Below are 20,813 nucleotides of genomic sequence, written 5' to 3'. Positions count from 1 at the left end.
GATCAGTGCGCGGCGACGGCCGCCAGGGGGTAGGGCGGGGTGCCGATGCCGACGATGCGGAGGTTTCCCCAGGGATCGCGCTCCTGCAGGCGGCCCGGGGTGGGCTCGCCGCCGGGCAGGGTGAGCAGCACCTCGCCGCGTCCTGGATCGGGCAACTTGTGGCCGTCGCTCGGGGCGACGCGTCCGTACCAGTGGTAGCGGCCATCGATCGGGTCCGGGTGACCGCTGAGGGTGACTTCGACCGGAACCTCCGCACCGGGGGCGTCGAGGAGCGCCGGACCCGAATACTCGTGTGCCGGTTCGCGATCCGCTGGGACGGTGAGGTCGTAGTGTCGGGGGTCCGGTCTGCGCATGGTGCGCCAGTAGGAGAGGCCGGAGCCCGGCCACGCGGCGCGACCGACGCCGTGCTCGTCTAGGTACCAACTCCGGCAGCCACCCGAATTCCACACGGTACCGGCAAGTTTCGACTGCACACGGCGATTGAACTCGTGCTGCGTGGCGGCCCGCACCTCGATCCGCGTGTTCGAGGTCTTTCGCAACAGCTCCAGGCATTGGCGGATGTATCGGGCCTGCGCTTCGATCATGAAGACGATGGATTGGTTCCCACCACCGGAATTCGGACCCATGATGAGGAACAGGTTCGGGAACCCGTGCACGGCAACGCCGAGGAAGCCTGCCATCCCTTCGCGCCAGGCTTCTTGGAGCGTGAGCCCGTTCGCGCCGACGATGTGCTGGTCGGAGATCTTGAATCCGGTGTCGTACACGATGGCGTCGAATTCCTGTTCGATGCCGTCCGTGGTGACGATCCCGGACTCGGTGATCGAGGCTATCGGCGAGGTCACCAGCGTCACGTCGTCGCGTTGCAGCGTCGGATAGTAGTTGTCGGACACCAGAATTCGCGTACATCCGAGCCGATTATCGGGCGTGAGGCCACGCCGCAGTTCCGGGTCGGTCACCTGACGACGCAAATGCGCCCGCGCCACGACCTCCGCGCGACGCATGTGCTTCGGATTCATGAACGCCGGGGTCAACGATTCGTAGCCGAAATAGATCGCCCAGCGGTAGAGCCGTTGCGATCCGGGCAGATACCGGAACATCCGATGCTCTACCAGTGACAATGGCCGATCCCGTTTCGGCACGATCCAATGCGGTGTGCGCTGGAACACCGTCACCCGCTCGGCCTGCTTCGCGATCCGCGGCACGAATTGCACAGCGCTGGCACCGGTTCCGATGACCGCGATGCGCTTGCCGGTGATATCGAAGTGGTGATCCCACTGCGCGGAGTGAAAACTGCGTCCTCGGAACGCATCCCGGCCCGGCAAGTCCGGCACGCTCGGCTCGCGCAGCGATCCCGGAGCCATCACCACCGAGCGCGGCCGGAAGTGCCGCCCGTCCGCCGTGCGCACATGCCAGCGATCGGTCTCGTCATCGAAATCGAGCGCGACAACCTCCGACCGCAGCCGAATATGCCTGCGAATATCGAACTTGTCCACAGTGCGGCGCAGATGGTCCAGTATCTCCGGCTGCCGGGCGAACGTACGGGTCCAGCGCTGATTCGGTTCGATCTCGTCGGCCTTCTCCAACAGGACGAAGTCGTCGAAACCGGCCTTGCGCAATTCGATGGCCATGCCGATACCGCCGAAACCGGCACCCACAATGACGATTTCGGGTTCGGTCACGTGTACAGCCCCCGCCAGCGCCAGATCGCCTTGCCCACCGGACCGATCAGCCCCTGCTTGTCCAGGAACGCACCGAGATTCGCCGCACCGGTGCCGAGTGCCTTCTTGGCGTAGGGGTTGTTCGTCGCGATCCGCCGGGCCGCGCGCCCGTCCAGCCCGGCGCGGTCGTACATGTGCCGGTTGGTCATCAGATAGACGAATAGCGGCGCGGCAACGGCGACACACAAACGGGTGTAGGCCAATTCGGGCCGCGACATGGTCGGCACCCGCCGCACGAGCGCGTCACGCGCGAATCCGATATGCCGCGCCTCCTCGGTGACATGAATGCGCATTGCCCGAGAAACCAAGGGCTGCAGCTGCGGATCGTCGAGCGTGCGCCGCTGCAGTGCGTCGAAGATCTCCTCACCGACCAGCGCGCCAACCCAGGTCATCGACCCGCGCAGGAACAGCGGCAGCGCACCGATGGCCAGCCGTCCCGGCAGTCGCGGCCAATACGGGCGCGCCTCGATCCGGTCGATCAGCTTGCCGAACATCATCATGTGCCGGCACTCGTCGCCCATTTCGGTGAGCGTGTAGTGCGAATGGCGGGTGGTCGGATCGTCGCGCAGCAGTTCCCGCAGCAGCAGCCGGTTGAGCAGGTTCTCGAACCAAATGCCGACCGACAGCACATTGGCCAGCTCCTGGCGTGACAGTTCGCGGCGCTCCTGCGGGCTCATCGATTCCCACAGCGCGGTGCCGTACAGCGAGATGATCTCGGGCGGCAGGAAGAGTTTGTCCGGATCCAGTGGCGCGTCCCAGTCCATATCGACGGCAGGTTCATAGGACTTCTTCACCGAACCGGTCAGCAGTCGCTGCGCGAAGGATTCCTGCGGGATGACTGCGGCCTCGTTGCCCATGTCAGCTCCAACTCTCGAATACCCGATACAAGCTGTTACACTCAGATTAGTGTGACAGTCTGTCACGGTCAATAGTCGGGCGGGTATCGTGATTTTGTGACCACGACCAGCGGAAAGCGCGAGCCCGCGGGGGCAGATGGCCGCAGCACCCGCTGGAACGGCCACAAGGCCCGTCGCCGCGCCGATGTCATCGACGCGGCGATCACGGTGATCGAAGAGCAGGGAGTCGAGGTCTCCGTGCAGGCGATCGCGGACCGGCTGCGGTTGCCGCGGCCGGTGGTGTACCGGCATTTCGACGGGCGCGCCGATCTCGACGAGCAGATCCGTCAGGAGATCCTGAATTCACTGCTGAGGGCGCTGATGCCGACTCTGCAGCCCGACGGCACCTTGCGTGATGCGGTGCGCGGTGCCGTCGGTACCTATGTCGGCTGGGTGGAGCGTCATCCGAATCTGCACCGATTCCTGGGTGACGCCGCACCACAAGGGGATTCGTCCCAGGCGCTGACCGGCGCGCGCGATCGCATCGGCGGCAGACTCGCCGACCTCTTCGCCATCTCGTTGGCGCGCTTCGGTATCGACCCGAACCGCGCCCGTCCGATGGCCTTCGGCATTATCGGCTTCGTCGACGGCTTCGTGAGCAACTGGCGCTCCGACGCCGCGACCACCCTCACCTCCGATCAGGTCGAGGGCATTCTGACCGAATCGGTGCTGGCGCTTTTCGAAGGCAATGCGCGCAGCCTCGGGGTGCCGCTGGAGCGGGACACGATCGTGAGCGATCTACTGAACCGCGCGGAACCGGTACGGTCCCAATAGAATCGCCTCGCGCGGGTCATCGCATGAGCCACCGCGCGAAGCGGCGGGTCAGCAACGGCATGACGACCCACACCATGGCCGCGACGGCGATCGGAACAATGATCGCCAGCCGAAGCGGCGGTGCGATCGAGTCGAGCAGCGGCGCGGTAGCCGTCACCAGCACGGTGAGCAGCGGATAGATCCCGACCACCGTCAGCAGCCACAGCTTCCACTTGACCGGACCCGCGGGTTGTACAGCAGGCTGGCTGTTTTCGTTGGTCTGCTGCTGAATCATCGTGTGGCCGCTCGGATTTCGCCGACCAACCGAACCGCCTCGGGCAGTTCGATGTGATCGTCGGGATAGTTGCCCAGGTGGCTACCGGTCGCCGTCAGCACCGCGGTGGCCCCCAAGCCGCGGACCAGCAGTCCGACGTGTTCGACCGGATCGGGGACATTGACCGGATCGTCGACGGCCGCCAACACGCGGAACTCACGAGCCGCGGTGCGGATGCGCGCCCAGTCGAACGGTCCGTCGAAGAATTCGGCCAACAGGTCATAGCCGACCTCGTGCGCGGCGGTGGAAACCAGCAGGACCCCGGCGAATTGCCCGGCCGCGGCGACATCGTGCTGTTCGAGCATCCGCAGCACATTGACACCGCCGATGCTGTGGCCGACCAGCACGGTATCGCTCGCCGGACCGGCCGCGGCCGCGGCCTCGGCGAAGGTCTTGCGCCACGAATCCAGCCGGGGCGCTTCGGGATCGGGCAGATTCGGGATGCTTACCGTATGCCCCGAGGCGGTCAACTCCGCCGCGAAGTACGGGAACCACACGCTGTCGTCGCGTGCTCCGAGCCCGTGGTTAACGACGATCGCACTCATTGTCACTCAACTCCTAAATCGAAACGCTGCGTAGCGTTTCGCAAACGATACACTGATCGCCATGGCAAAGGGAAGTGATGTGGGAGACACCGCGGCGCCGCGGTCCGGCGGGCGGATCCGGAGCCAGTCCGCGCGCGATGCGGTACTGCGGGCGACGGCCGAACTGCTGGAGGAACAGGGCTTCGGCAAGGTGACCATCGAAGGTGTCGCGGCCCGATCGGGCGTCGCCAAGAGCACCATCTACCGCTGGTGGAAATCGAAGGCGACCCTGGTGATGGATGCGCAAGGCGCCGCGGTCACCGCGCGCATGCCGGACCCGGACACCGGATCGGCCGAGCAGGACCTGACCGTCTTCCTCGCGGCGTTGTACGGGGTCGTCGAATATCCACTGCGGGTCAAGGCTTTACGCGGGCTGATGGCCGAGGCCCAGTTGGATCCGGACTTCGCCGGGCCGTTCCGCGAATGGGTGCAAACCCGGCGAGATGTCGTGATACGCGTGCTGAACCGCGGTGTGGCGCGTGGTGAGCTCGCGGCCGACCTGGACGTGGAATACGCGACCGACCTGATCTTCGGTCCGTTCTGGTACCGCCTACTCGTCGAACACGCACCGCTGCGACCGGAACACGCGCCGGCCGATATCGCCCGACTGCTCAACGGGTTTCGCGCGCGCCGATAATCACGCTCGATGGAATTCCATTGCCAGGGCCAGCAACTCGGCCATATGGTCACCGTCGGTACGGGACAGGCGCATGGCCTCGTCGGGCGGAAATGTCCGGACCTCGAGAATGTTCTCGGCATCGTCGGGATTGGTCGGCGCGGACTCCAGCACCACATCCGCTGTGCACCACAACCATGCCTTGTGCGGATGCGGCTGCCAAGGATAATGCGGCGCAGGGCGATCGGTGGTCGTGTGATGGGCCCCGAACGGCCGCACGGGCCCGATCGGACGGGCGCCGGCCTCCTCCATGAGCTCGCGGCGCACACAGTCGTCGCTCGATTCGCCCGCTTCTCTGGTGCCGCCGGGCACGATCCAGATATCGCGATCGTCGCGGCACAATACGATTTCGGTGCCGACGAAGCAGATGACATGGATATTGGTGACGAGTTCGTCGGGCGGCAGATCGGTGGAGAATCGAACGTCCAGACCGCCCCATTCCCACCGAGTAGGCGTGTGCAGCAACGGATATCGGTCGGCGAGCGTCACCTCGACGACGCTAGTCCACTCACTCCGTCCCCGACTTACCGATCTGGAAGTGGATGTGGTCGACGGATCTGGCGTCGGGATGGTCGGGGTGCAGGATGAAACTCGGATCGCCGATGGTGGAGATGGCACACGCGGGATCGGGACTGTCGGAGCAGTCCTGCCATTCGCTGGCCGCGAAGTCGTAGACGCTGCGGAAGAAGTCGGCGACGAACAGATCGCCATCCGGGTCGCCGAGCGGACTCGCATCGGGTTCGTCGAGTCGATAGCGCATCCGGGACCCGCTCGGCCAGGCGCCGCCGGGTGTCATCTCGGTCTCGACGGTGCCCCAGTGCGTCGCAACGCTGATCCTGCGCGACACATCGCCGACCGGCATGGTGACCCCGACGAAGTCCACCGCGCGCCCCTGGCCGTGGCAGTCGATGCGCGGGGTGCCGTCCGAATGCGTTCCGCCGCCGTCCATCCCGAGCACCATCAGCTCGGTGACGCCGAAATTGGCGGCGAGGAATCGGCAGAATCGCACCAGCGCCAGCGCATTTCGCGGGTCGAGGTGTTCGGGGGTCGCCGGGGTGTTGCCGCGGCGGATGATCACCCCGGCGAGACTGCCGGGTAGGGGTCGACCGGAGTGCGGGTCGAATCCGGCGAATCCGACCATGGCTGGTGATGCGGGCCCGTCGAAGAGGATCAGGTCTTCGCTCGCGAGACGTTCGAGCTCGGCGAACGCGTGATCCCTACTCATTGCTCGGGCCGGTTCCGACACGACGCACCTCCACTGCCACTGAAATCGATACGTCGACGCAATTGGTGACGCCGAGTAAGAATCCGGCACCCGCGCGGAAAGAACACGAGTAGTTCTGTACTCGTGTTCTTTCCGGCTCACACTCCGCCGCATATGGCCGCCATGGCACGGATTTCTGGTGCTCGAGCTGCGGCGATGCATGCATCGCGACTACTCGGACGCGTTGACTCGGTGTTCGCGGGCCAGTGCCCGATAGCTGAGATTCCACACCCACTCGACCGGACCGCGCTCGAACCGGCGCAACCACAGGTGCGCGGCGGTGACGATGATCAGCGCGACCACTACGTAGATACCGACAGTGAACGGCACCCTTGCATCAGGGGACACCTGCGCCGCAAGCCCGAAGCCCCACCCGTAGCACAAGATCGAAGCGACCAGATTCTGCAGGATGTAGCAGCTCAACGCGCTGCGGCCGACCTCGGTGAGCCGCCTGCCGACGAATCCGAGGCGCGGGCGGCGCAGGTAGAACTGCGCCACCAGCGCGAGCAGGCCGAAGGCGACGAACGGGGCCGTGCCGTACCTGGTCAGCAACACCAGATCACCCCCGCCGAGCACACCGACGGCCAGATCGATCGGCGCGGCAACCGCGAATCCGATGATCATCAGCCGTCGGCGAATGCGCGCGCCCTCGGGCCGGAACACTCCGGCCCGGAACAACCGCGCACCCGCGAGGAACAGCGCGATCGACATCGGGAAGATGAAGATCGGCTCGAAGCGGAACATGCCCGCGTTCTCCAGCCGGAACAGCACCAGATCCCAGAACGACCCGTTCGCATAGGGATTCGGGTCCAGCGCTTCGCGCGGCGTCGGATCCTGTTGGCTCGCAAAGGCCATCGCGATCGCGATCAGGGTGAGCATCGCGATATGGAAACCGGCCGCGATGATCAGCCAACGACATTGCGCGCGATCGCTCGTCGCCAGGATGAAGGCGACGACGAGTCCGGTGATCGCGTACCCCATCAGCACGTCGAACTCCGCGACGAAGACGAAATTCAGCACACCGTCGAGGAGCAGCAAGCCGGCCCGCCACGGATAGCTGCCCGGCCAGCGCCGCCCGCCCCGCACCGCGGAACCCTGCTGGATGGCCAGGCCGATGCCGAACATGATGGTGAGCAACCCGAGGAACTTGCCCTGCGTCAGCTGCTGCAGCACCCGCTCGGCCCACATCCAGCCGGTCGTGGAATGCCCCAGTTCGTCGAGGTAGCCGACCAGGCCCTCGGCATTGGTGAGGATCCAGATATTGGTGCCGAGCGTGCCGAGGATCGCGATGCCGCGCAGCACGTCCAATGCTTCCAGCCGCGCGGGGGCCGTCGTTGTGGGGGTGATCGGCTCGTCCGGCGTGTGGTGTCGCCCCGTGATTTCGGCGATCGAATCGGTCATGCTCCGAATATCCAGCCCGCTCCGGCCTGCACGTATCCTCCGGAAGTACCACCCTCGGTATGACATTGACATCCATCGGGATCGCCGATGCCGCCGGTCGCCACAGGCGGCGACCGTGCGTCGCCTAGGCTCGACGGTATGCAGCGCATCATCGGCATCGAGGTCGAATACGGCATCTCCACCCCCACCGAGCCGTCCGCCAACCCGATCCTCACCTCCACCCAAGCGGTTCTCGCCTATGCGGCCGCGGAGGGTGTGCCGCGGGCGAAGCGCACTCGCTGGGACTACGAGGTGGAGTCGCCGCTGCGCGATGCGCGCGGATTCGACCTGAGTCGCATGAACGGTCCGGCCCCCGTGATCGACGCCGACGAGGTCGGCGCGGCCAATATGATCCTCACCAACGGCGCCCGGCTCTACGTCGACCACGCCCATCCGGAGTATTCCGCACCCGAGGTCACCGACCCGATGGACGCGGTCATCTGGGACAAAGCGGGCGAACGCGTCATGGAGGCGGCGGCGCGGCACGCCTCCAGCGTGCCCGGCGCGCCGCGGCTGCAGCTGTACAAGAACAATGTCGACGGCAAGGGCGCCTCCTACGGCACCCACGAGAACTACCTGATGAGCCGCGACACCCCGTTCAACCAGATCATCGTGGGGCTCACCCCGTTCTTCGTCTCGCGCCAGGTGATCTGCGGCTCCGGCCGGGTCGGCATCGGCCAGTCCGGTGACCACGCCGGATTCCAGCTGTCCCAGCGCGCCGACTACATCGAGGTCGAGGTCGGCCTGGAGACCACCCTCAAGCGCGGCATCATCAACACCCGCGACGAGCCGCACGCCGATGCGGACAAATATCGCCGCCTGCACGTCATCATCGGCGACGCCAACCTCGCCGAAATGTCCACCTACCTCAAGGTCGGCACGACCGCGCTGGTGCTCGACCTGATCGAGGCGGGCGAGGATCTGTCGGATCTGCAGCTGGCCCGCCCGGTCACCGCCGTACACCAGATCAGCCACGATCCGACCCTGCGCGCGACGGTGGCGCTCACCGACGGCCGCGAACTCACCGGACTCGCCCTGCAGCGCATCTACCTGGACCGGGTCGAGAAGTTCGTGGCCCGCAGCGGCAACGACGACGAGCGCGTCAAGGACGTTCTGGAGAACTGGGCGATGGTGCTGGATCTGCTCGAACGCGATCCGATGGAGTGTGCCAACCTGCTGGACTGGCCCGCCAAGCTGCGCCTGCTCGAGGGTATGCGCAAGCGGGAGGGCCTGAGCTGGGCCGCGCCCAAGCTGCACCTGATGGACCTGCAGTACTCCGATGTCCGCCTGGACAAGGGGCTCTACAACCGCCTGGTCGCCCGTGGCTCGATGAAGCGCCTGATCAACGAGCAGCAGGTCCTCGATGCGATGACCAAGCCGCCGACCGACACCCGCGCCTACTTCCGCGGCGAATGTCTGCGTCGATTCGGCGCCGATATCGCGGCGGCCAGCTGGGATTCTGTGATCTTCGACCTGGGCGGCGATTCGCTCGTGCGCATCCCGACCCTGGAACCCCGCCGCGGCACCAAGGCCCACGTCGGCAAGCTGCTCGACGGCGTGAATACCGCCGCTGAACTGGTCGAACAGCTCACGACATAGTTCTCGGCCAAGGGAATTCGCGTGCACCGGGCGATTGACGTAGATGTCGACTCGGGAGCACATCGGCGCCGAATACGACACGTTGTCGGGGCGGCTGGGTAGTGTTGATGTACGGGCACGGACATTGCTCATGACCGGGGTCGTGCTCAGAATAGAGCCCTGGTCATGATGAGGACAGAGGAGGTCGGCTGCCATGGCACAAGAGCAGACCAAGCGCGCCGGGGGCGGCGACGAGGACGAGGGGCCGGAGGGCGTAGACGCCGCCGGTCAGGAGCGCCGCGAAAAACTGGCGGAGGACACCGACGACCTGCTCGACGAGATCGATGATGTGCTCGAGGAGAACGCGGAAGACTTCGTTCGCGCGTATGTGCAGAAGGGTGGCCAGTGACAGCAGGTGACCCCTTGCGTCTCCACCCGGGGCACGCCCTCTCGTCATTCACCGAACACCTGCGCATGCACGCACCGGAACTGTTGCCCGGCAACCGATTCGGCGCGATCGAGGGTGCCACCGGAACTTCCGGTGGCACCGCCGCGAAGGACCTGGCTCCGCATGGCACCACCATCGTGGCGGTCTCCTTCCGCGGCGGTGTGCTGATCGCCGGTGACCGGCGGGCCACCCAGGGAAACCTGTTGGCCAGCAGGGATATCGAGAAGGTGTACATCACCGACACCTATTCGGCGGCCGGTATCGCGGGCACCGCGGGCATGGCCATCGAGATGGTGCGATTGTTCGCGGTGGAGCTGGAGTACTACGAGAAGATCGAGGGTGTCTCGCTGACCTTCGACGGCAAGGCCAACAAGCTGTCGAAGATGGTGCGCGACAACCTTCCCGCCGCACTACAGGGTCTGGCGGTGGTTCCGGTGCTGGTCGGCTATGACCAGCACGCCACCGATCCGGACAAGGCCGGTCGCATCGTGTCCTACGACGTGGTGGGCGGGCGCAGCGAGGAGCGGTTCGGTTACACCGCGGTCGGCTCGGGTTCGATGTTCGCCAAGTCGTCGTTGAAGAAGCTGTACGCCAAGGGAATCGATGAGGACCGCGCATTGCGCATCGCCGTCGAATCGCTCTTCGACGCGGCCGACGACGACACCGCCACCGGCGGACCGGATCTGGTGCGCGGCATCTACCCGACGGCGATCGTGATCAACGATGAGGGCGCCGACGAGGTGACCGAATCGCGGTTGGAGGAGATCACGCGGGCGATCGTCGCCGATCGCGAGGCCGCGGAAGAGGGGAGTGCCTCAGCATGACACTGCCGTATTACGCGTCGGCCGAACAGATCATGCGCGATAAGACCGAACTCGCGCGCAAGGGCATCGCTCGCGGTCGCAGTGTGATCGTGCTGACCTACGACAAGGGTGTGCTGTTCGTCGCGGAGAATCCGTCGGCGACGCTGCACAAGGTGAGCGAGCTGTACGACCGCGTCGGGTTCGCGGCCGTCGGCAAGTACAACGAGTTCGAGGCGCTGCGCCGCGGCGGCATTCTGCAGGCCGACCTGAAGGGCTACCAGTACGACCGGCGCGATGTCACCGGTCGCGGACTGGCCAATGCCTACGCGCAGACCCTCGGCACGATCTTCACCGATCAGCTCAAGCCCTACGAGGTGGAGATCTGCGTGGCCGAGGTGGGCTATCCGGAACAGTCGCCGGACTCGGTGCTGTACCGGATCACCTTCGACGGTTCGATAGTCGACGAGCGCGAATACGTGGTGATGGGCGGCACGACCGAGCCGATCATGACCGCGTTGAAGACCTCCTACAAGCCCGGTCTCGACCTGGCCAGCGCGGTTGCGGTCGCGGTGAAGGCCCTGCAGGCCGGGTTGCCCGAGGGCGCCGCGGACAAGGACAAGCGGGTGCTCGGGGTGGGTTCGCTGGAGGTCGCCACACTGGAGCAGGCGCGGCCGCGGCGGGCATTCCGCCGGGTCGCCGGCCCGACCTTGGAACAGTTGCTGACCGGCGGAAAGTCGGGCAGCAAGGCCAAGGCCGCGGCGGCCACGGCGGCGGCCGAGGAGAAGGAGTCGAAGGACGCTCCGAAGTCGGAGTAGCAGCCTGGCTGAGGCCGGGTTGTTCGGCGGGCTCTGAAAGGCCCTCCCGATTCGTCGGGAGGGCCTTTCGTCTGGGCCGGTGGCCGGCGGTGAACGTTCGGCTGCTCAGGGTGGCGGCGCGGCGATAGTTTTCCGTTGAACGTTTCGCTCACGTGCGAAATCGTTGTGAAGACGTATGCATCGGGGTTGTCCGCAGCCCCACGCGAGTACATGACATGGCTGTAATGTCGATAGTGTGCAGCGACGAATCATGGGGATCGAGACCGAATTCGGTGTGACGTGCACCTTCCACGGACACCGCCGGCTCAGCCCCGACGAGGTGGCCCGGTATTTGTTCCGCCGGGTAGTTTCCTGGGGCCGTAGCTCTAACGTGTTCCTCCGCAACGGTGCTCGGCTCTACCTCGATGTCGGGTCGCATCCGGAGTACGCCACCGCAGAGTGCGACAACTTGGCGCAGCTGGTCACCCATGACCGGGCCGGTGAGCGCGTGCTGGAGGAGTTGCTGATCGACGCCGAACAGCGCCTCGCGGAGGAAGGCATCGGCGGCGACATCTACTTGTTCAAAAACAACACGGACTCGGCCGGCAATTCCTACGGTTGCCATGAGAACTTCCTTGTCGTGCGTGCGGGGGAGTTCTCCCGCATTTCGGACGTTCTGCTGCCGTTCCTGGTCACCCGCCAGCTGATCTGCGGCGCGGGCAAGGTGCTGCAGACGCCGAAGGCGGCCACGTTCTGCCTCTCGCAGCGCGCCGAGCACATCTGGGAGGGCGTCTCCTCGGCGACCACCCGCTCGCGGCCGATCATCAATACCCGCGACGAGCCGCACGCGGACGCCGAGAAGTACCGCCGCCTGCACGTCATCGTCGGTGACTCGAATATGTCCGAGACCACCACCATGCTGAAGGTCGGCACGGCGGCGCTGGTGCTGGAGATGATCGAGGCGGGCGTCTCGTTCCGCGATTTCGCCCTGGACAACCCGATCCGCGCCATCCGCGAGGTCAGCCACGACCTGACCGGCCGTCGTCCGGTCCGGCTCGCCGGTGGGCGGCAGGCCAGCGCCCTCGACATCCAGCGCGAGTACTACGCCCGCGCCGTCGAGCACCTGCGCAACCGCGACCGCGACCCGAATATCGACCAGGTCGTCGACCTGTGGGGCCGCACCCTGGACGCGGTCGAGGCGCAGGACTTCGCCAAGGTCGATACCGAGGTCGACTGGGTGATCAAGCGCAAACTCTTCCAGCGCTACCAGGACCGCTACGGCATGGAGCTGTCCGACCCCAAGATCGCCCAACTGGACCTGGCCTACCACGACATCAAGCGCGGCCGCGGCGTCTTCGACCTGCTCCAGCGCAAAGGCCTGGCCAAGCGCGTCACCGAAGACGAAGCCGTCGACGCCGCCGTGGATACCCCACCCCAGACCACCCGCGCCAAACTCCGTGGCGACTTCATCACCGCGGCCCAGGAAGCAGGTCGCGACTTCACCGTGGACTGGGTGCACCTGAAGCTGAACGACCAAGCGCAGCGAACGGTGTTGTGCAAGGACCCATTCCGTTCGGTAGACGAGCGGGTCGATCGTCTGATCGCCTCGATGTAGGCGGGTCCAGCTCGGCCCGCCCTGCTGTGCCGAGCGTAGACAAATGGTGGTTCACCACGTCCTCGGCAACCACCATTCGACTACGCTCGACGCGGACCTGGGAACTGGTTCAGCCCTCGGCGAGGTAGCGGTCTATGGTTTCGACTTTCGAGGTCATTGCGTTGGTTACGCCGGGGCGGATGTCGGCCTTGAGTACGAGGCTGCAGCGGGGAGCGACGGCGAGGATGGCGTCGGTGGCGGATTTGACCACACCCATCACTTCGTCCCATTCGCCCTCGATCGTGGTGAACATGGCGTCGGTTCGGTTCGGCAGGCCGCTGGCCCGTACCACTCGGACCGCCTCGGCGACGGCGCGGCCGACATCCACACCCGCACCCAGCGGCGTCACGGAAAACGCGATGATCATGAGTCCATGATGGCGGCGCGGCAACCGGAATGGGGGTAATCGCGCGCCGACGCGCGGTCGCGACGGATGGCCGATTACCCTGTGTCGAGTGGCGATATCCAAGGTCGAGCGGCTGATGAATCTGGTCATCGCGCTGCTGTCGACCCGGCAATTCCTGACCGCGGAGCGGATCCGGGACAGCGTCGCGGGGTACGAGGATTCGGCCAGCGACGAGGCGTTCAGTCGAATGTTCGAGCGGGATAAGAACGAACTGCGTGACCTGGGCATTCCCTTGGAAGTCGGGCAGGTCAGCCGGTATTCGACAGTGGAGGGCTACCGGATCAACCGCGACGCCTACGAGCTGCCCGATATCGATCTGACCAGTGAGGAAGCGGCGGCGGTCGCGGTCGCGGTGCAGATGTGGGAGTCGCCGGAACTGGCGGCCGCGGCCGAGGGGGCGCTGCTGAAATTGCGCGCGGCCGGAATCCATGTGGAGACCGATGCCGCGGTGGCCTCGGTGCCCGCGGTCCCGGCTCGCACTCGCGGCTCGGATGCGGTGCTCGGCAAGCTGCTCGCCGCCATCGACGCCGGTCAGGCGGTGCGATTCGAACATCGGGGCGCTATCAACGAGCCGTACGTCATGCGCGATGTCGAGCCCTGGGGTGTGGTGACCCATAACGGCCGCTGGTATCTGGTCGGGCACGACCGGAACCGGGAGGCGGTCCGCAGCTTCCGGCTATCGCGCATCGGCGACGATGTGACCGCCTACGGCCCGCCGAATGCGGTCGGCAAGCCCGAGGGCGTCGACCTGCGTGAGATCGTCGGCACCGTCACCGGCAGCGCACCGGTCACCGGCACCGCGACGGTATGGGTGGCCGAAGGCCGCGGGCGCGAAATCCGCAGACTCGGCCCCGTGATGGAGGAGCGCACGATCGGCGAACGCAGTGGCGTAGTCGTCGAATTGCCGATCCGATCCCGAGACTGGTTGGCGCGCTTGATCACCGGCCTCGGCCCCGACGCCGTGGTGCTCGCACCCGAGGAACTGCGCGCGGACGTGGTGGCGCGATTGCGTTCGGTCTTCGACCACACGGAGGTCACGGCGTGAGTGAGCGCAGTCGGCTCTCGGTTCGGCTCTCCCGGCTGCTGAACATGATCCCGTACTTCATCGCCAATCCGGGCATCAGCGCCGCCGAGGCCGCGGCCGATCTCGGTGTGACGACCAAGCAGCTGATGAGCGATCTGAACCAGCTGTGGATGTGTGGCCTGCCCGGCTATGGTCCGGGCGATCTGATCGACCTGTCGTTCTCCGAGGAGAGCATCGAGGTCACCTTCTCGGCGGGCATCGACCGCCCGCTGCGCTTGACCTCCACCGAGGCGACCGCGCTGCTGGTGGCGCTGCGCTCGATCGTGGATATGCCGGGCATGGTCGATCCGACCGCGGCGCATGCGGCGATCGCCAAACTGGAATCGGCCATCGTCGGCGGCAAGACCACCGCCGAGTCGCACGGTCAAATGCCGACCGAGGCCCCTGCCGTCTCGACAGTGCGTTCCGCGCTGGCCCGTCAGCGCGCACTGCGCCTGGTCTACTACTCGGCGAGTCGCGATGTCGTATCCGAACGTGTCGTCGATCCGATTCGTATTGTCCTCGTGGACAACAACAGCTACCTGCAGGCCTGGTGCCGCCAAGCCGAGGGTGTGCGACTGTTCCGTTTCGACCGGATCGAGGCGGCCACCGAACTAGACGAGCCGGCCCATCCGCCGAGCCATGCGACCGAGGAGGCCGCCGCGCTCGACCTGTTCCAGGACGATCCCGCGGTTCCATTGGCGCGCTTGCGTATTCGCGGTGACTACGGCTGGGTGCTGGACCAGTACCCAATGCATCGGATGGCCGTACATCCCGACGGCAGTATCGAGGCGACCATGCGGTTCGCCACCCTGGACTGGATGGCGCGGCTGCTGCTCGGCTTCGGCTCCGGCGTCACCGTGCTCGGTCCGTCGGAATTGATCGCGGCGGTGCGCGAGCGCTCGAACGCCGCCCTCGCCGCCTACGAGGCGGCCGGTTTCCTGGAGACCAGATGAACGCACGGAGGCTGGATCGGCGTGAGTGACGTGATGGCGCCTGCTCGGGTGCTGGTCCTAGGCGCCGGGAGCATCGGTTCGTTCGTCGGCGGGAAGCTGGCGGCGGCCGGGGCCGATGTCACCTTCGTCGGTCGGCAGCGAGTGTTGGACGAGATCAGCGCGTCCGGGTTGCGGCTCACCGACCTCGACGGCGGCGATGTCGCGGTGGCCGGGGATGGGTTCCGGGTGTCGACCACTCCCGAGGATGTCGGGTCCGCCGACTTGGTGCTGGTAACGGTGAAATCGGCGGCGACCGCGACGGCCGTGCGCGATCTCGATGGCAAGATCCGTCCGGGCACAGTCGTGCTGAGCCTGCAGAACGGGATCGGCAACGACAAGGTGATCCGCGAGATCCTGCCCACCTGCGTGGTGCTGCCGGGCATGGTGATGTTCAATGTCGTGCACCATTCGGACGGTCAATTCCATCGCGGCACCGAAGGCGGGCTGGCGATACAGGACGATCCGGCGCTCGCCCAGTTCACCGACGTATTCGCCAGGGCCGGTCTGGCGCTGCGCCGCTACTCGGACCTGCTACCGGTGCAATGGGCGAAGCTGCTGCTCAACCTCAACAATCCCATCAACGCGCTGTCGGGCCGACCCCTGCGCGAGGAGTTGGCCGACCGCGACTACCGCCGCTGCCTGGCGCTGACCCAACGGGAGGCGCTCGCCGCGATGAACAGAGCGCGAATTCGCCCGGCCCGGCTGACGCCGCTGCCACCGGAGTTGATGGCCCGGCTGCTGACCGTTCCGGACGGGATCTTCCGCCTGGTCGCCGGAAAGGTCCTCGCCGTCGATCCAGAAGCCCGTTCGTCCATGGCCGATGACCTCGCGCTCGGGCGCAAAACCGAAATCTCCTGGTTGTGCGGGGAGATCGTGAGCCTCGGCGCGATGGTCGGACTGCCGACACCGGTCAACCAGCGGCTCATCGAAATGATCGTGGCCGCCGAACACGGCGACCGGCGCACCTGGACCGGCCCGGAACTGCTGGAACAACTGCGCGCGGCGACGGCCGGCACAAGGAACGACTGATTTCGTGAGGACATGGGTAACTCGTCGGGTACGCCCAGAACTGAGCGGACCATTCCACCGCCGGCCCGCAACGGCACCATCGAGGCACCCACGACCGGCAAAAGGCTTGGGGAGGCGGGGGAGCACGCAGGGCAAACGCACACCGACGCCGGAGTTCTCCCATGTCATAGTCCGGTAGCATCGGAGCTACCACATTCTTTGGAGGTTAATTATGGGCAGTCTGAGCATCTGGCACTGGCTGATCATCGCCGCGCTCTTCGTGATGTTCTTCGGCGCGAAGCGTATGCCCGATGCCGCCCGCAGCCTGGGCCGCTCGCTGCGCATCTTCAAGAGCGAAGTCAGCCAGATGCAGAACGAGAGCAATGCACAGGCAAGTGCAGCACCGGCCCAGCAACCGGCCGCGGAGCTTCCGCAGGCTCCGGCCGTCCAGCCGACGGTCACCCAGCCGCAAGCAGAGCCCCAGACACAGCCGAAATCGCTCTGAGCCCAGCGCTGCCGCCGGGGTGAGTGCGAACTCGCGCCGGACGTAGTGCTGTTGCCCGCCGACCGCTGCGGGCACCTTCGACCCCAGGGGCCAACACACCACCATGCGAATCCCGTTCGATCCCCGGCGCAGTAGGCGCAGGACGAATCCCGACGGCACCATGTCGTTGGTCGAGCATCTGCAGGAGCTGCGCCGTCGGCTGCTGATCTCGATCGCCGCGGTCGTCGTCACCACGCTGTTCGGGTTCTTCTGGTACGCGCACACCATTTTCGGCATCGAAAGCCTGGGGTCGGTGCTGACCGGACCCTACTGTTCGCTGCCCGCCTCATCGCGGGCCGTGCTGACCGCCGACGGCGCCTGCCGGTTGCTGGCGACCGCGCCATTCGAACAGTTCATGCTGCGGTTGAAGGTCGGCATGACCGCGGGTGTCGTGCTCGCCGCCCCGGTGTGGCTGTATCAGATCTGGGCGTTCATCACGCCGGGCCTGTACGCGAAGGAACGCAAGTACGCGGTCGGGTTCGTCACCTCGGGTAGTGCACTGTTCGCGACCGGCGCCGTGCTGGCGTATTGGGTTGTCGCACATGCGTTGAGCTTCCTGCTGAACATCGGCAACAACGCGCAGATCACGGCGCTGAGCGGTTCGCAGTACTTCAGCTTCATCATCAATCTGCTGGTGATCTTCGGCGTCAGCTTCGAAATCCCGCTGCTGGTAGTCGGATTGAACCTCGTCGGGGTGCTCAAGTACGACAAGCTCGCCAAGTGGCGGCGCGGAATCGTGTTCGGGCTCTTCGTCTTCGCCGCGATCGTGACCCCGCAGGATCCGTTCTCGATGCTGGCATTGGCATTCGCGCTGACGGTGCTGTTCGAGGTCGCCATCCAGCTCTCCCGGATCAACGACCGGCGGCGTGCGCGCCAGGAGGCCGAGGCCCTGGCGGCGCTCTCGGATGAGGAGGCCTCCTCGATCGCCGCACCCGAGCCGATCAACCCGGCCGACTCGATCATGGATCCGTCCGAAAAATCGGCGCGCTCCGTGTCGGACTACTCCGATACCCTCTGACGGTGACGTATCACCGGTCGCAGGCGGGCGAGCTGGCCAAGTTTTCCGCCGAGCTGACTTTCGGGTTGGATCCCTTCCAGCGCAACGCCTGTGTCGCCCTCGAGGGTGGGCACAGCGTGCTGGTGTGTGCCCCGACCGGCGCGGGTAAGACCGTTGTCGGCGAATTCGCGGTGCATCTCGCGCTGGCCGCGGGCGGAAAGTGCTTCTACACCACCCCGATCAAGGCGCTGTCCAACCAGAAGTTCGCCGATCTGACCGAGCGGCACGGACGCGACCAGGTCGGGTTGCTCACCGGTGACCAGTCCATCAACCCGGACGCACCGGTGGTCGTCATGACCACCGAGGTGCTGCGCAATATGCTCTACGCCTCCTCGGACGCGCTGCGCGGACTGTCGTATGTGGTGATGGACGAGGTGCACTACCTCGCCGACCGCTTCCGCGGCGCGGTGTGGGAGGAGGTCATCCTGCATCTGTCGCCGGATGTTCGGCTGGTCAGCCTGTCCGCGACGGTCAGCAATGCCGAGGAGTTCGGCGCGTGGATGGAGACCGTGCGCGGCGATACCGCGGTCGTGGTCGATGAGACCCGGCCGGTGCCGCTGTGGCAGCACGTCATGGTCGGGCGGCGGATGTTCGACCTGTTCGACACCAACTCCAGCGATCAGAAGGTGCTCGTCGACGAGGATCTCGTGCGCTATATCCGCCATCGCGAGGCCGCGGACCGGATGAACGGCTGGGGCGGACCGCGCGGCGGTCGCGGCGGGAACCGGAACTTCCGGCCGTTGCCGCGCCCGGAGGTGCTGGCCAAGCTCGACGAGGAAGGGCTGCTGCCGGCGATCACCTTCATCTTCAGCCGGGCCGGATGCGACGGGGCGCTCGCGCAATGCTTGCGTTCGCGCTTGGATCTCAGCAGGGCGGACGAGGTCGAAGAGATCGACGCGATCATCGAGAAGCACACCGGGGATCTGCCCAAGGGTGATCTCGAGGTACTCGGTTACTGGGAGTGGCGCGAGGCGCTGCACCGCGGGCTGGCCGCACATCACGCGGGCATGCTGCCCGCATTCCGGCATACCGTCGAGGAACTGTTCGTACACGGTCTGGTTCGGGCCGTATTCGCCACGGAGACACTGGCATTGGGCATCAATATGCCCGCGCGGACGGTGGTGCTCGAACGGCTGGTCAAGTTCAACGGCGAATCGCACGCCGAGCTGACCCCGGGGGAGTACACCCAGCTCACCGGCCGGGCCGGGCGTCGCGGGATCGATGTCGAGGGCCATGCGGTGGTGCTCTGGCAGCCCGAGGTCGATACCAGCGCGGTCGCCGGTCTGGCCTCCACGCGGACCTATCCGCTGCGCAGTTCGTTCCGGCCGGGCTACAACATGTCGATCAATCTGATCGACCGGATGGGTGCCGACGAGTCGCGTGCGCTGCTCGAACGTTCCTTCGCGCAGTTCCAGGCCGACCGATCGGTGGTGGGGTTGGTGCGTGGCATCGAACGCAACGAGGGGCAGTTGCGCAAGCTGCGCGATCAGCTCGGCGGTGCGGACGGCGGCTTCCTGGAATACATTTCGCTGCGGGAGCGGATCAAGCAGCGGGAACGGCAGATCGAGCAGCAGGGGCGCGCGGATCGGCGTGGGGCCGCCGTCGATGCGCTGGTTTCCTTGCGGCGCGGTGACGTGGTGGCCATCCCCTCCGGGCGGCGGGCCGGGCTCGCGGTGATCCTGGAACCCGATGCCACGCCGGGGGATCCGCGTCCGCTGGTGCTCACCGAGGACAAGTGGGCCGGGCGGGTGTCGGTGGCCGATTTCCCGGTGCCCGCGAAGACATTGGGTCATATGCGTCTGCCGCGCAAGGTCGATCACCGGACCGCGCGCACCCGGCGGGATCTGGCCTCGGCATTGCGCAGCACCGGGATCGCGGCGCCGGGTCGGCAGCGGCGCGGCGACCGGTTGAAGGCGGGCGAGGACCGCGAATTGGCGACGCTGCGGCGCAGTCTGCGCTCACATCCGGCGCACACCCGACCCGACCGCGAGCAGATGAGCCGAGTCGGTGAACGCTATAACCGGCTACTGCGCGAGACCGAGACGATGCGCCAGAAGGTTGCCGCGACCACCAATTCGCTGGCGCGCACCTTCGATCGGATCCTCGGTTTGCTGGAGGAGCGGGGCTTCGTGCACGAGGGCGAGGTGACCTCGGACGGTCGTCGATTGGCCAGGATCTATGCCGAGAGCGATCTGCTGGTCGCCGAATGCCTGCGGCAGGGACTGTGGCGCGGGCTCGGACCGGCCGAATTGGCCGCGGTTGTTTCGATTCTGGTGTACGAATCCCGCCAGGAGGGCGGCTATCTCGGCGCCAGCGGACCGACCGAACCGATCCGCCGTGCGGTCGGCGCGACCATCGGAGTGTGGAGCGAGTTGCGGTCCGACGAGGCACGGCACAAGCTGCCGCCGACGCGCGAACCGGATCTCGGTTTTGTGACCGGTGTTTACAAATGGGCGCGCGGCGATGGGTTGGCCGAGTCTTTGCTGGCCAGTGGTGATCAGAATTCGCCACTGTCCGCGGGCGATTTCGTGCGGTGGTGCCGACAGGTGATCGATCTGCTCGATCAGATTCACGGGACCGCCGACGACGTGGAGATCGCGGGGACCGCGGCTAAGGCCGTCCGGGCAATCCGACGGGGTGTCGTAGCCGTGGACGCCGCGTAGCCGATTCGATTGTGATTTGATTTCTTTCGCGTACCGACCGTGGCGGAGGAGTCGGACAGGATCGCACCTCGTACCGGATTGGTCCTGTTCTGCGACGAGTCTCACGCGGGGGGCTACCGTATGTATAACGATGCG

21 protein-coding genes are annotated in these 20,813 nt (G+C 66.1%); 13 read left to right on the top strand and 8 right to left on the bottom strand.

Annotation, left to right across the window (positions count from 1 at the left end):
• Positions 1 to 2: 2 nt before the first annotated feature.
• Both ACHQ4I_RS22425 and ACHQ4I_RS22420 read right to left on the bottom strand, forming a co-directional pair.
• Positions 3 to 1,679 carry a DUF4873 domain-containing protein gene (locus ACHQ4I_RS22425; RefSeq protein ID WP_420773756.1) on the bottom strand — a complete coding sequence of 559 codons (1,677 nt, stop codon included), beginning with the start codon at positions 1,677 to 1,679 and terminating at the stop codon, positions 3 to 5.
• Positions 1,676 to 2,575, bottom strand: coding sequence for an AurF N-oxygenase family protein (locus ACHQ4I_RS22420; protein WP_420773755.1), 900 nt, complete (start codon positions 2,573 to 2,575; stop codon positions 1,676 to 1,678). Before ACHQ4I_RS22420 ends, ACHQ4I_RS22425 begins: the two co-directional genes overlap by 4 nt.
• Before the next feature lie 96 nt (positions 2,576 to 2,671).
• Between ACHQ4I_RS22420 and ACHQ4I_RS22415 the strand changes: the two genes are divergently transcribed.
• Positions 2,672 to 3,388: a TetR/AcrR family transcriptional regulator gene (locus tag ACHQ4I_RS22415; protein WP_420773754.1), complete on the top strand. Its 717-nt coding sequence runs from the start codon at positions 2,672 to 2,674 to the stop codon at positions 3,386 to 3,388.
• Positions 3,389 to 3,404: 16 nt separating this feature from the next.
• Here ACHQ4I_RS22415 and ACHQ4I_RS22410 read toward each other — a convergent pair whose 3' ends face one another.
• Both ACHQ4I_RS22410 and ACHQ4I_RS22405 read right to left on the bottom strand, forming a co-directional pair.
• The gene (locus ACHQ4I_RS22410; RefSeq protein ID WP_420773753.1) at positions 3,405 to 3,662 is read right to left on the bottom strand and encodes a putative antibiotic biosynthesis monooxygenase; all 258 of its coding nucleotides are present in this window, start codon (positions 3,660 to 3,662) and stop codon (positions 3,405 to 3,407) included.
• Positions 3,659 to 4,246: an alpha/beta fold hydrolase gene (locus tag ACHQ4I_RS22405; protein ID WP_420773752.1), complete on the bottom strand. Its 588-nt coding sequence runs from the start codon at positions 4,244 to 4,246 to the stop codon at positions 3,659 to 3,661. The genes ACHQ4I_RS22410 and ACHQ4I_RS22405 overlap by 4 nt, the downstream gene beginning before the upstream one ends.
• Positions 4,247 to 4,307: 61 nt before the next feature.
• Between ACHQ4I_RS22405 and ACHQ4I_RS22400 the strand changes: the two genes are divergently transcribed.
• A complete protein-coding gene (locus ACHQ4I_RS22400) occupies positions 4,308 to 4,922 on the top strand; it encodes a TetR/AcrR family transcriptional regulator (RefSeq protein ID WP_420773751.1) in 615 nt (204 codons plus the stop codon).
• Here the strand turns inward: ACHQ4I_RS22400 and ACHQ4I_RS22395 are convergent, their stop codons facing one another.
• The 3 genes from ACHQ4I_RS22395 to ACHQ4I_RS22385 all read right to left on the bottom strand — a co-directional run bounded on the left by ACHQ4I_RS22395 (position 4,923) and on the right by ACHQ4I_RS22385 (position 7,626).
• Entirely contained in the window at positions 4,923 to 5,450 is a 528-nt protein-coding gene (locus ACHQ4I_RS22395; protein WP_420773750.1) for an NUDIX hydrolase, read from the bottom strand.
• Between the two features lie 19 nt (positions 5,451 to 5,469).
• Positions 5,470 to 6,186 carry a hypothetical protein gene (locus ACHQ4I_RS22390; RefSeq protein ID WP_420773749.1) on the bottom strand — a complete coding sequence of 239 codons (717 nt, stop codon included), beginning with the start codon at positions 6,184 to 6,186 and terminating at the stop codon, positions 5,470 to 5,472.
• Positions 6,187 to 6,396: 210 nt separating this feature from the next.
• Positions 6,397 to 7,626, bottom strand: a complete 1,230-nt coding sequence (locus ACHQ4I_RS22385; RefSeq protein ID WP_420773748.1) for a DUF418 domain-containing protein — start codon at positions 7,624 to 7,626, stop codon at positions 6,397 to 6,399.
• Between the two features lie 138 nt (positions 7,627 to 7,764).
• On the opposite strand from ACHQ4I_RS22385, the gene dop reads away from it, so the two are divergent.
• The 5 genes from dop (at position 7,765) to pafA (ending at position 12,903) form a co-directional block, all read left to right on the top strand.
• Positions 7,765 to 9,264 carry a depupylase/deamidase Dop gene (dop, locus tag ACHQ4I_RS22380; RefSeq protein ID WP_420773747.1) on the top strand — a complete coding sequence of 500 codons (1,500 nt, stop codon included), beginning with the start codon at positions 7,765 to 7,767 and terminating at the stop codon, positions 9,262 to 9,264.
• A 193-nt stretch (positions 9,265 to 9,457) separates the two neighbouring features.
• Positions 9,458 to 9,652 carry a ubiquitin-like protein Pup gene (locus tag ACHQ4I_RS22375; protein ID WP_014351559.1) on the top strand — a complete coding sequence of 65 codons (195 nt, stop codon included), beginning with the start codon at positions 9,458 to 9,460 and terminating at the stop codon, positions 9,650 to 9,652.
• The gene (prcB, locus tag ACHQ4I_RS22370) at positions 9,649 to 10,515 is read left to right on the top strand and encodes a proteasome subunit beta (RefSeq protein ID WP_420773746.1); all 867 of its coding nucleotides are present in this window, start codon (positions 9,649 to 9,651) and stop codon (positions 10,513 to 10,515) included. The genes ACHQ4I_RS22375 and prcB overlap by 4 nt, the downstream gene beginning before the upstream one ends.
• Positions 10,512 to 11,309, top strand: coding sequence for a proteasome subunit alpha (prcA, locus tag ACHQ4I_RS22365; protein ID WP_420773745.1), 798 nt, complete (start codon positions 10,512 to 10,514; stop codon positions 11,307 to 11,309). The genes prcB and prcA overlap by 4 nt, the downstream gene beginning before the upstream one ends.
• Positions 11,310 to 11,544: 235 nt before the next feature.
• Complete coding sequence (gene pafA, locus ACHQ4I_RS22360) at positions 11,545 to 12,903, top strand: Pup--protein ligase (protein WP_218007602.1); 1,359 nt, start codon at positions 11,545 to 11,547, stop codon at positions 12,901 to 12,903.
• Positions 12,904 to 13,012: 109 nt separating this feature from the next.
• On the opposite strand, the gene ACHQ4I_RS22355 is transcribed toward pafA, so the two are convergent.
• Complete coding sequence (locus tag ACHQ4I_RS22355; RefSeq protein ID WP_420773744.1) at positions 13,013 to 13,309, bottom strand: MTH1187 family thiamine-binding protein; 297 nt, start codon at positions 13,307 to 13,309, stop codon at positions 13,013 to 13,015.
• An 88-nt stretch (positions 13,310 to 13,397) separates the two neighbouring features.
• Here ACHQ4I_RS22355 and ACHQ4I_RS22350 point away from each other — a divergent pair, with 88 nt between their 5' ends.
• The 6 genes from ACHQ4I_RS22350 (at position 13,398) to ACHQ4I_RS22325 (ending at position 20,678) form a co-directional block, all read left to right on the top strand.
• Positions 13,398 to 14,393, top strand: coding sequence for a helix-turn-helix transcriptional regulator (locus ACHQ4I_RS22350; RefSeq protein ID WP_420773743.1), 996 nt, complete (start codon positions 13,398 to 13,400; stop codon positions 14,391 to 14,393).
• A gap of 44 nt (positions 14,394 to 14,437) precedes the next feature.
• A complete protein-coding gene (locus ACHQ4I_RS22345) occupies positions 14,438 to 15,367 on the top strand; it encodes a helix-turn-helix transcriptional regulator (protein WP_420774176.1) in 930 nt (309 codons plus the stop codon).
• 21 nt (positions 15,368 to 15,388) lie between these two features.
• Complete coding sequence (locus ACHQ4I_RS22340) at positions 15,389 to 16,435, top strand: 2-dehydropantoate 2-reductase (RefSeq protein WP_420773742.1); 1,047 nt, start codon at positions 15,389 to 15,391, stop codon at positions 16,433 to 16,435.
• Positions 16,436 to 16,646: 211 nt separating this feature from the next.
• Positions 16,647 to 16,919, top strand: coding sequence for a Sec-independent protein translocase subunit TatA (gene tatA / locus ACHQ4I_RS22335; RefSeq protein ID WP_420773741.1), 273 nt, complete (start codon positions 16,647 to 16,649; stop codon positions 16,917 to 16,919).
• 103 nt (positions 16,920 to 17,022) lie between these two features.
• Positions 17,023 to 17,976 carry a twin-arginine translocase subunit TatC gene (tatC, locus tag ACHQ4I_RS22330; RefSeq protein WP_420773740.1) on the top strand — a complete coding sequence of 318 codons (954 nt, stop codon included), beginning with the start codon at positions 17,023 to 17,025 and terminating at the stop codon, positions 17,974 to 17,976.
• A 2-nt stretch (positions 17,977 to 17,978) separates the two neighbouring features.
• Complete coding sequence (locus tag ACHQ4I_RS22325) at positions 17,979 to 20,678, top strand: DEAD/DEAH box helicase (protein WP_420773739.1); 2,700 nt, start codon at positions 17,979 to 17,981, stop codon at positions 20,676 to 20,678.
• Positions 20,679 to 20,813 lie beyond the last annotated feature (135 nt).

Source organism: Nocardia nepalensis, assembly GCF_048910785.1.
GTDB classification, from domain to species: domain Bacteria; phylum Actinomycetota; class Actinomycetes; order Mycobacteriales; family Mycobacteriaceae; genus Nocardia; species Nocardia nepalensis.
This window is presented reverse-complemented; position numbering and strand designations above follow the sequence as displayed.

Coding starts and splice junctions, on each gene's coding strand:
- ACHQ4I_RS22420 (WP_420773755.1), bottom strand. CDS start 2,575: ATGGGCAACGAGGCCGCAGTCATCCCGCAGGAATCCTTCGCGCAGCGA.
- ACHQ4I_RS22410 (WP_420773753.1), bottom strand. CDS start 3,662: ATGATTCAGCAGCAGACCAACGAAAACAGCCAGCCTGCTGTACAACCC.
- ACHQ4I_RS22405 (WP_420773752.1), bottom strand. CDS start 4,246: ATGAGTGCGATCGTCGTTAACCACGGGCTCGGAGCACGCGACGACAGC.
- ACHQ4I_RS22400 (WP_420773751.1), top strand. CDS start 4,308: ATGGCAAAGGGAAGTGATGTGGGAGACACCGCGGCGCCGCGGTCCGGC.
- ACHQ4I_RS22390 (WP_420773749.1), bottom strand. CDS start 6,186: ATGAGTAGGGATCACGCGTTCGCCGAGCTCGAACGTCTCGCGAGCGAA.
- ACHQ4I_RS22385 (WP_420773748.1), bottom strand. CDS start 7,626: ATGACCGATTCGATCGCCGAAATCACGGGGCGACACCACACGCCGGAC.
- dop (WP_420773747.1), top strand. CDS start 7,765: ATGCAGCGCATCATCGGCATCGAGGTCGAATACGGCATCTCCACCCCC.
- ACHQ4I_RS22375 (WP_014351559.1), top strand. CDS start 9,458: ATGGCACAAGAGCAGACCAAGCGCGCCGGGGGCGGCGACGAGGACGAG.
- prcA (WP_420773745.1), top strand. CDS start 10,512: ATGACACTGCCGTATTACGCGTCGGCCGAACAGATCATGCGCGATAAG.
- ACHQ4I_RS22355 (WP_420773744.1), bottom strand. CDS start 13,309: ATGATCATCGCGTTTTCCGTGACGCCGCTGGGTGCGGGTGTGGATGTC.
- ACHQ4I_RS22345 (WP_420774176.1), top strand. CDS start 14,438: ATGATCCCGTACTTCATCGCCAATCCGGGCATCAGCGCCGCCGAGGCC.
- tatA (WP_420773741.1), top strand. CDS start 16,647: ATGGGCAGTCTGAGCATCTGGCACTGGCTGATCATCGCCGCGCTCTTC.
- tatC (WP_420773740.1), top strand. CDS start 17,023: ATGCGAATCCCGTTCGATCCCCGGCGCAGTAGGCGCAGGACGAATCCC.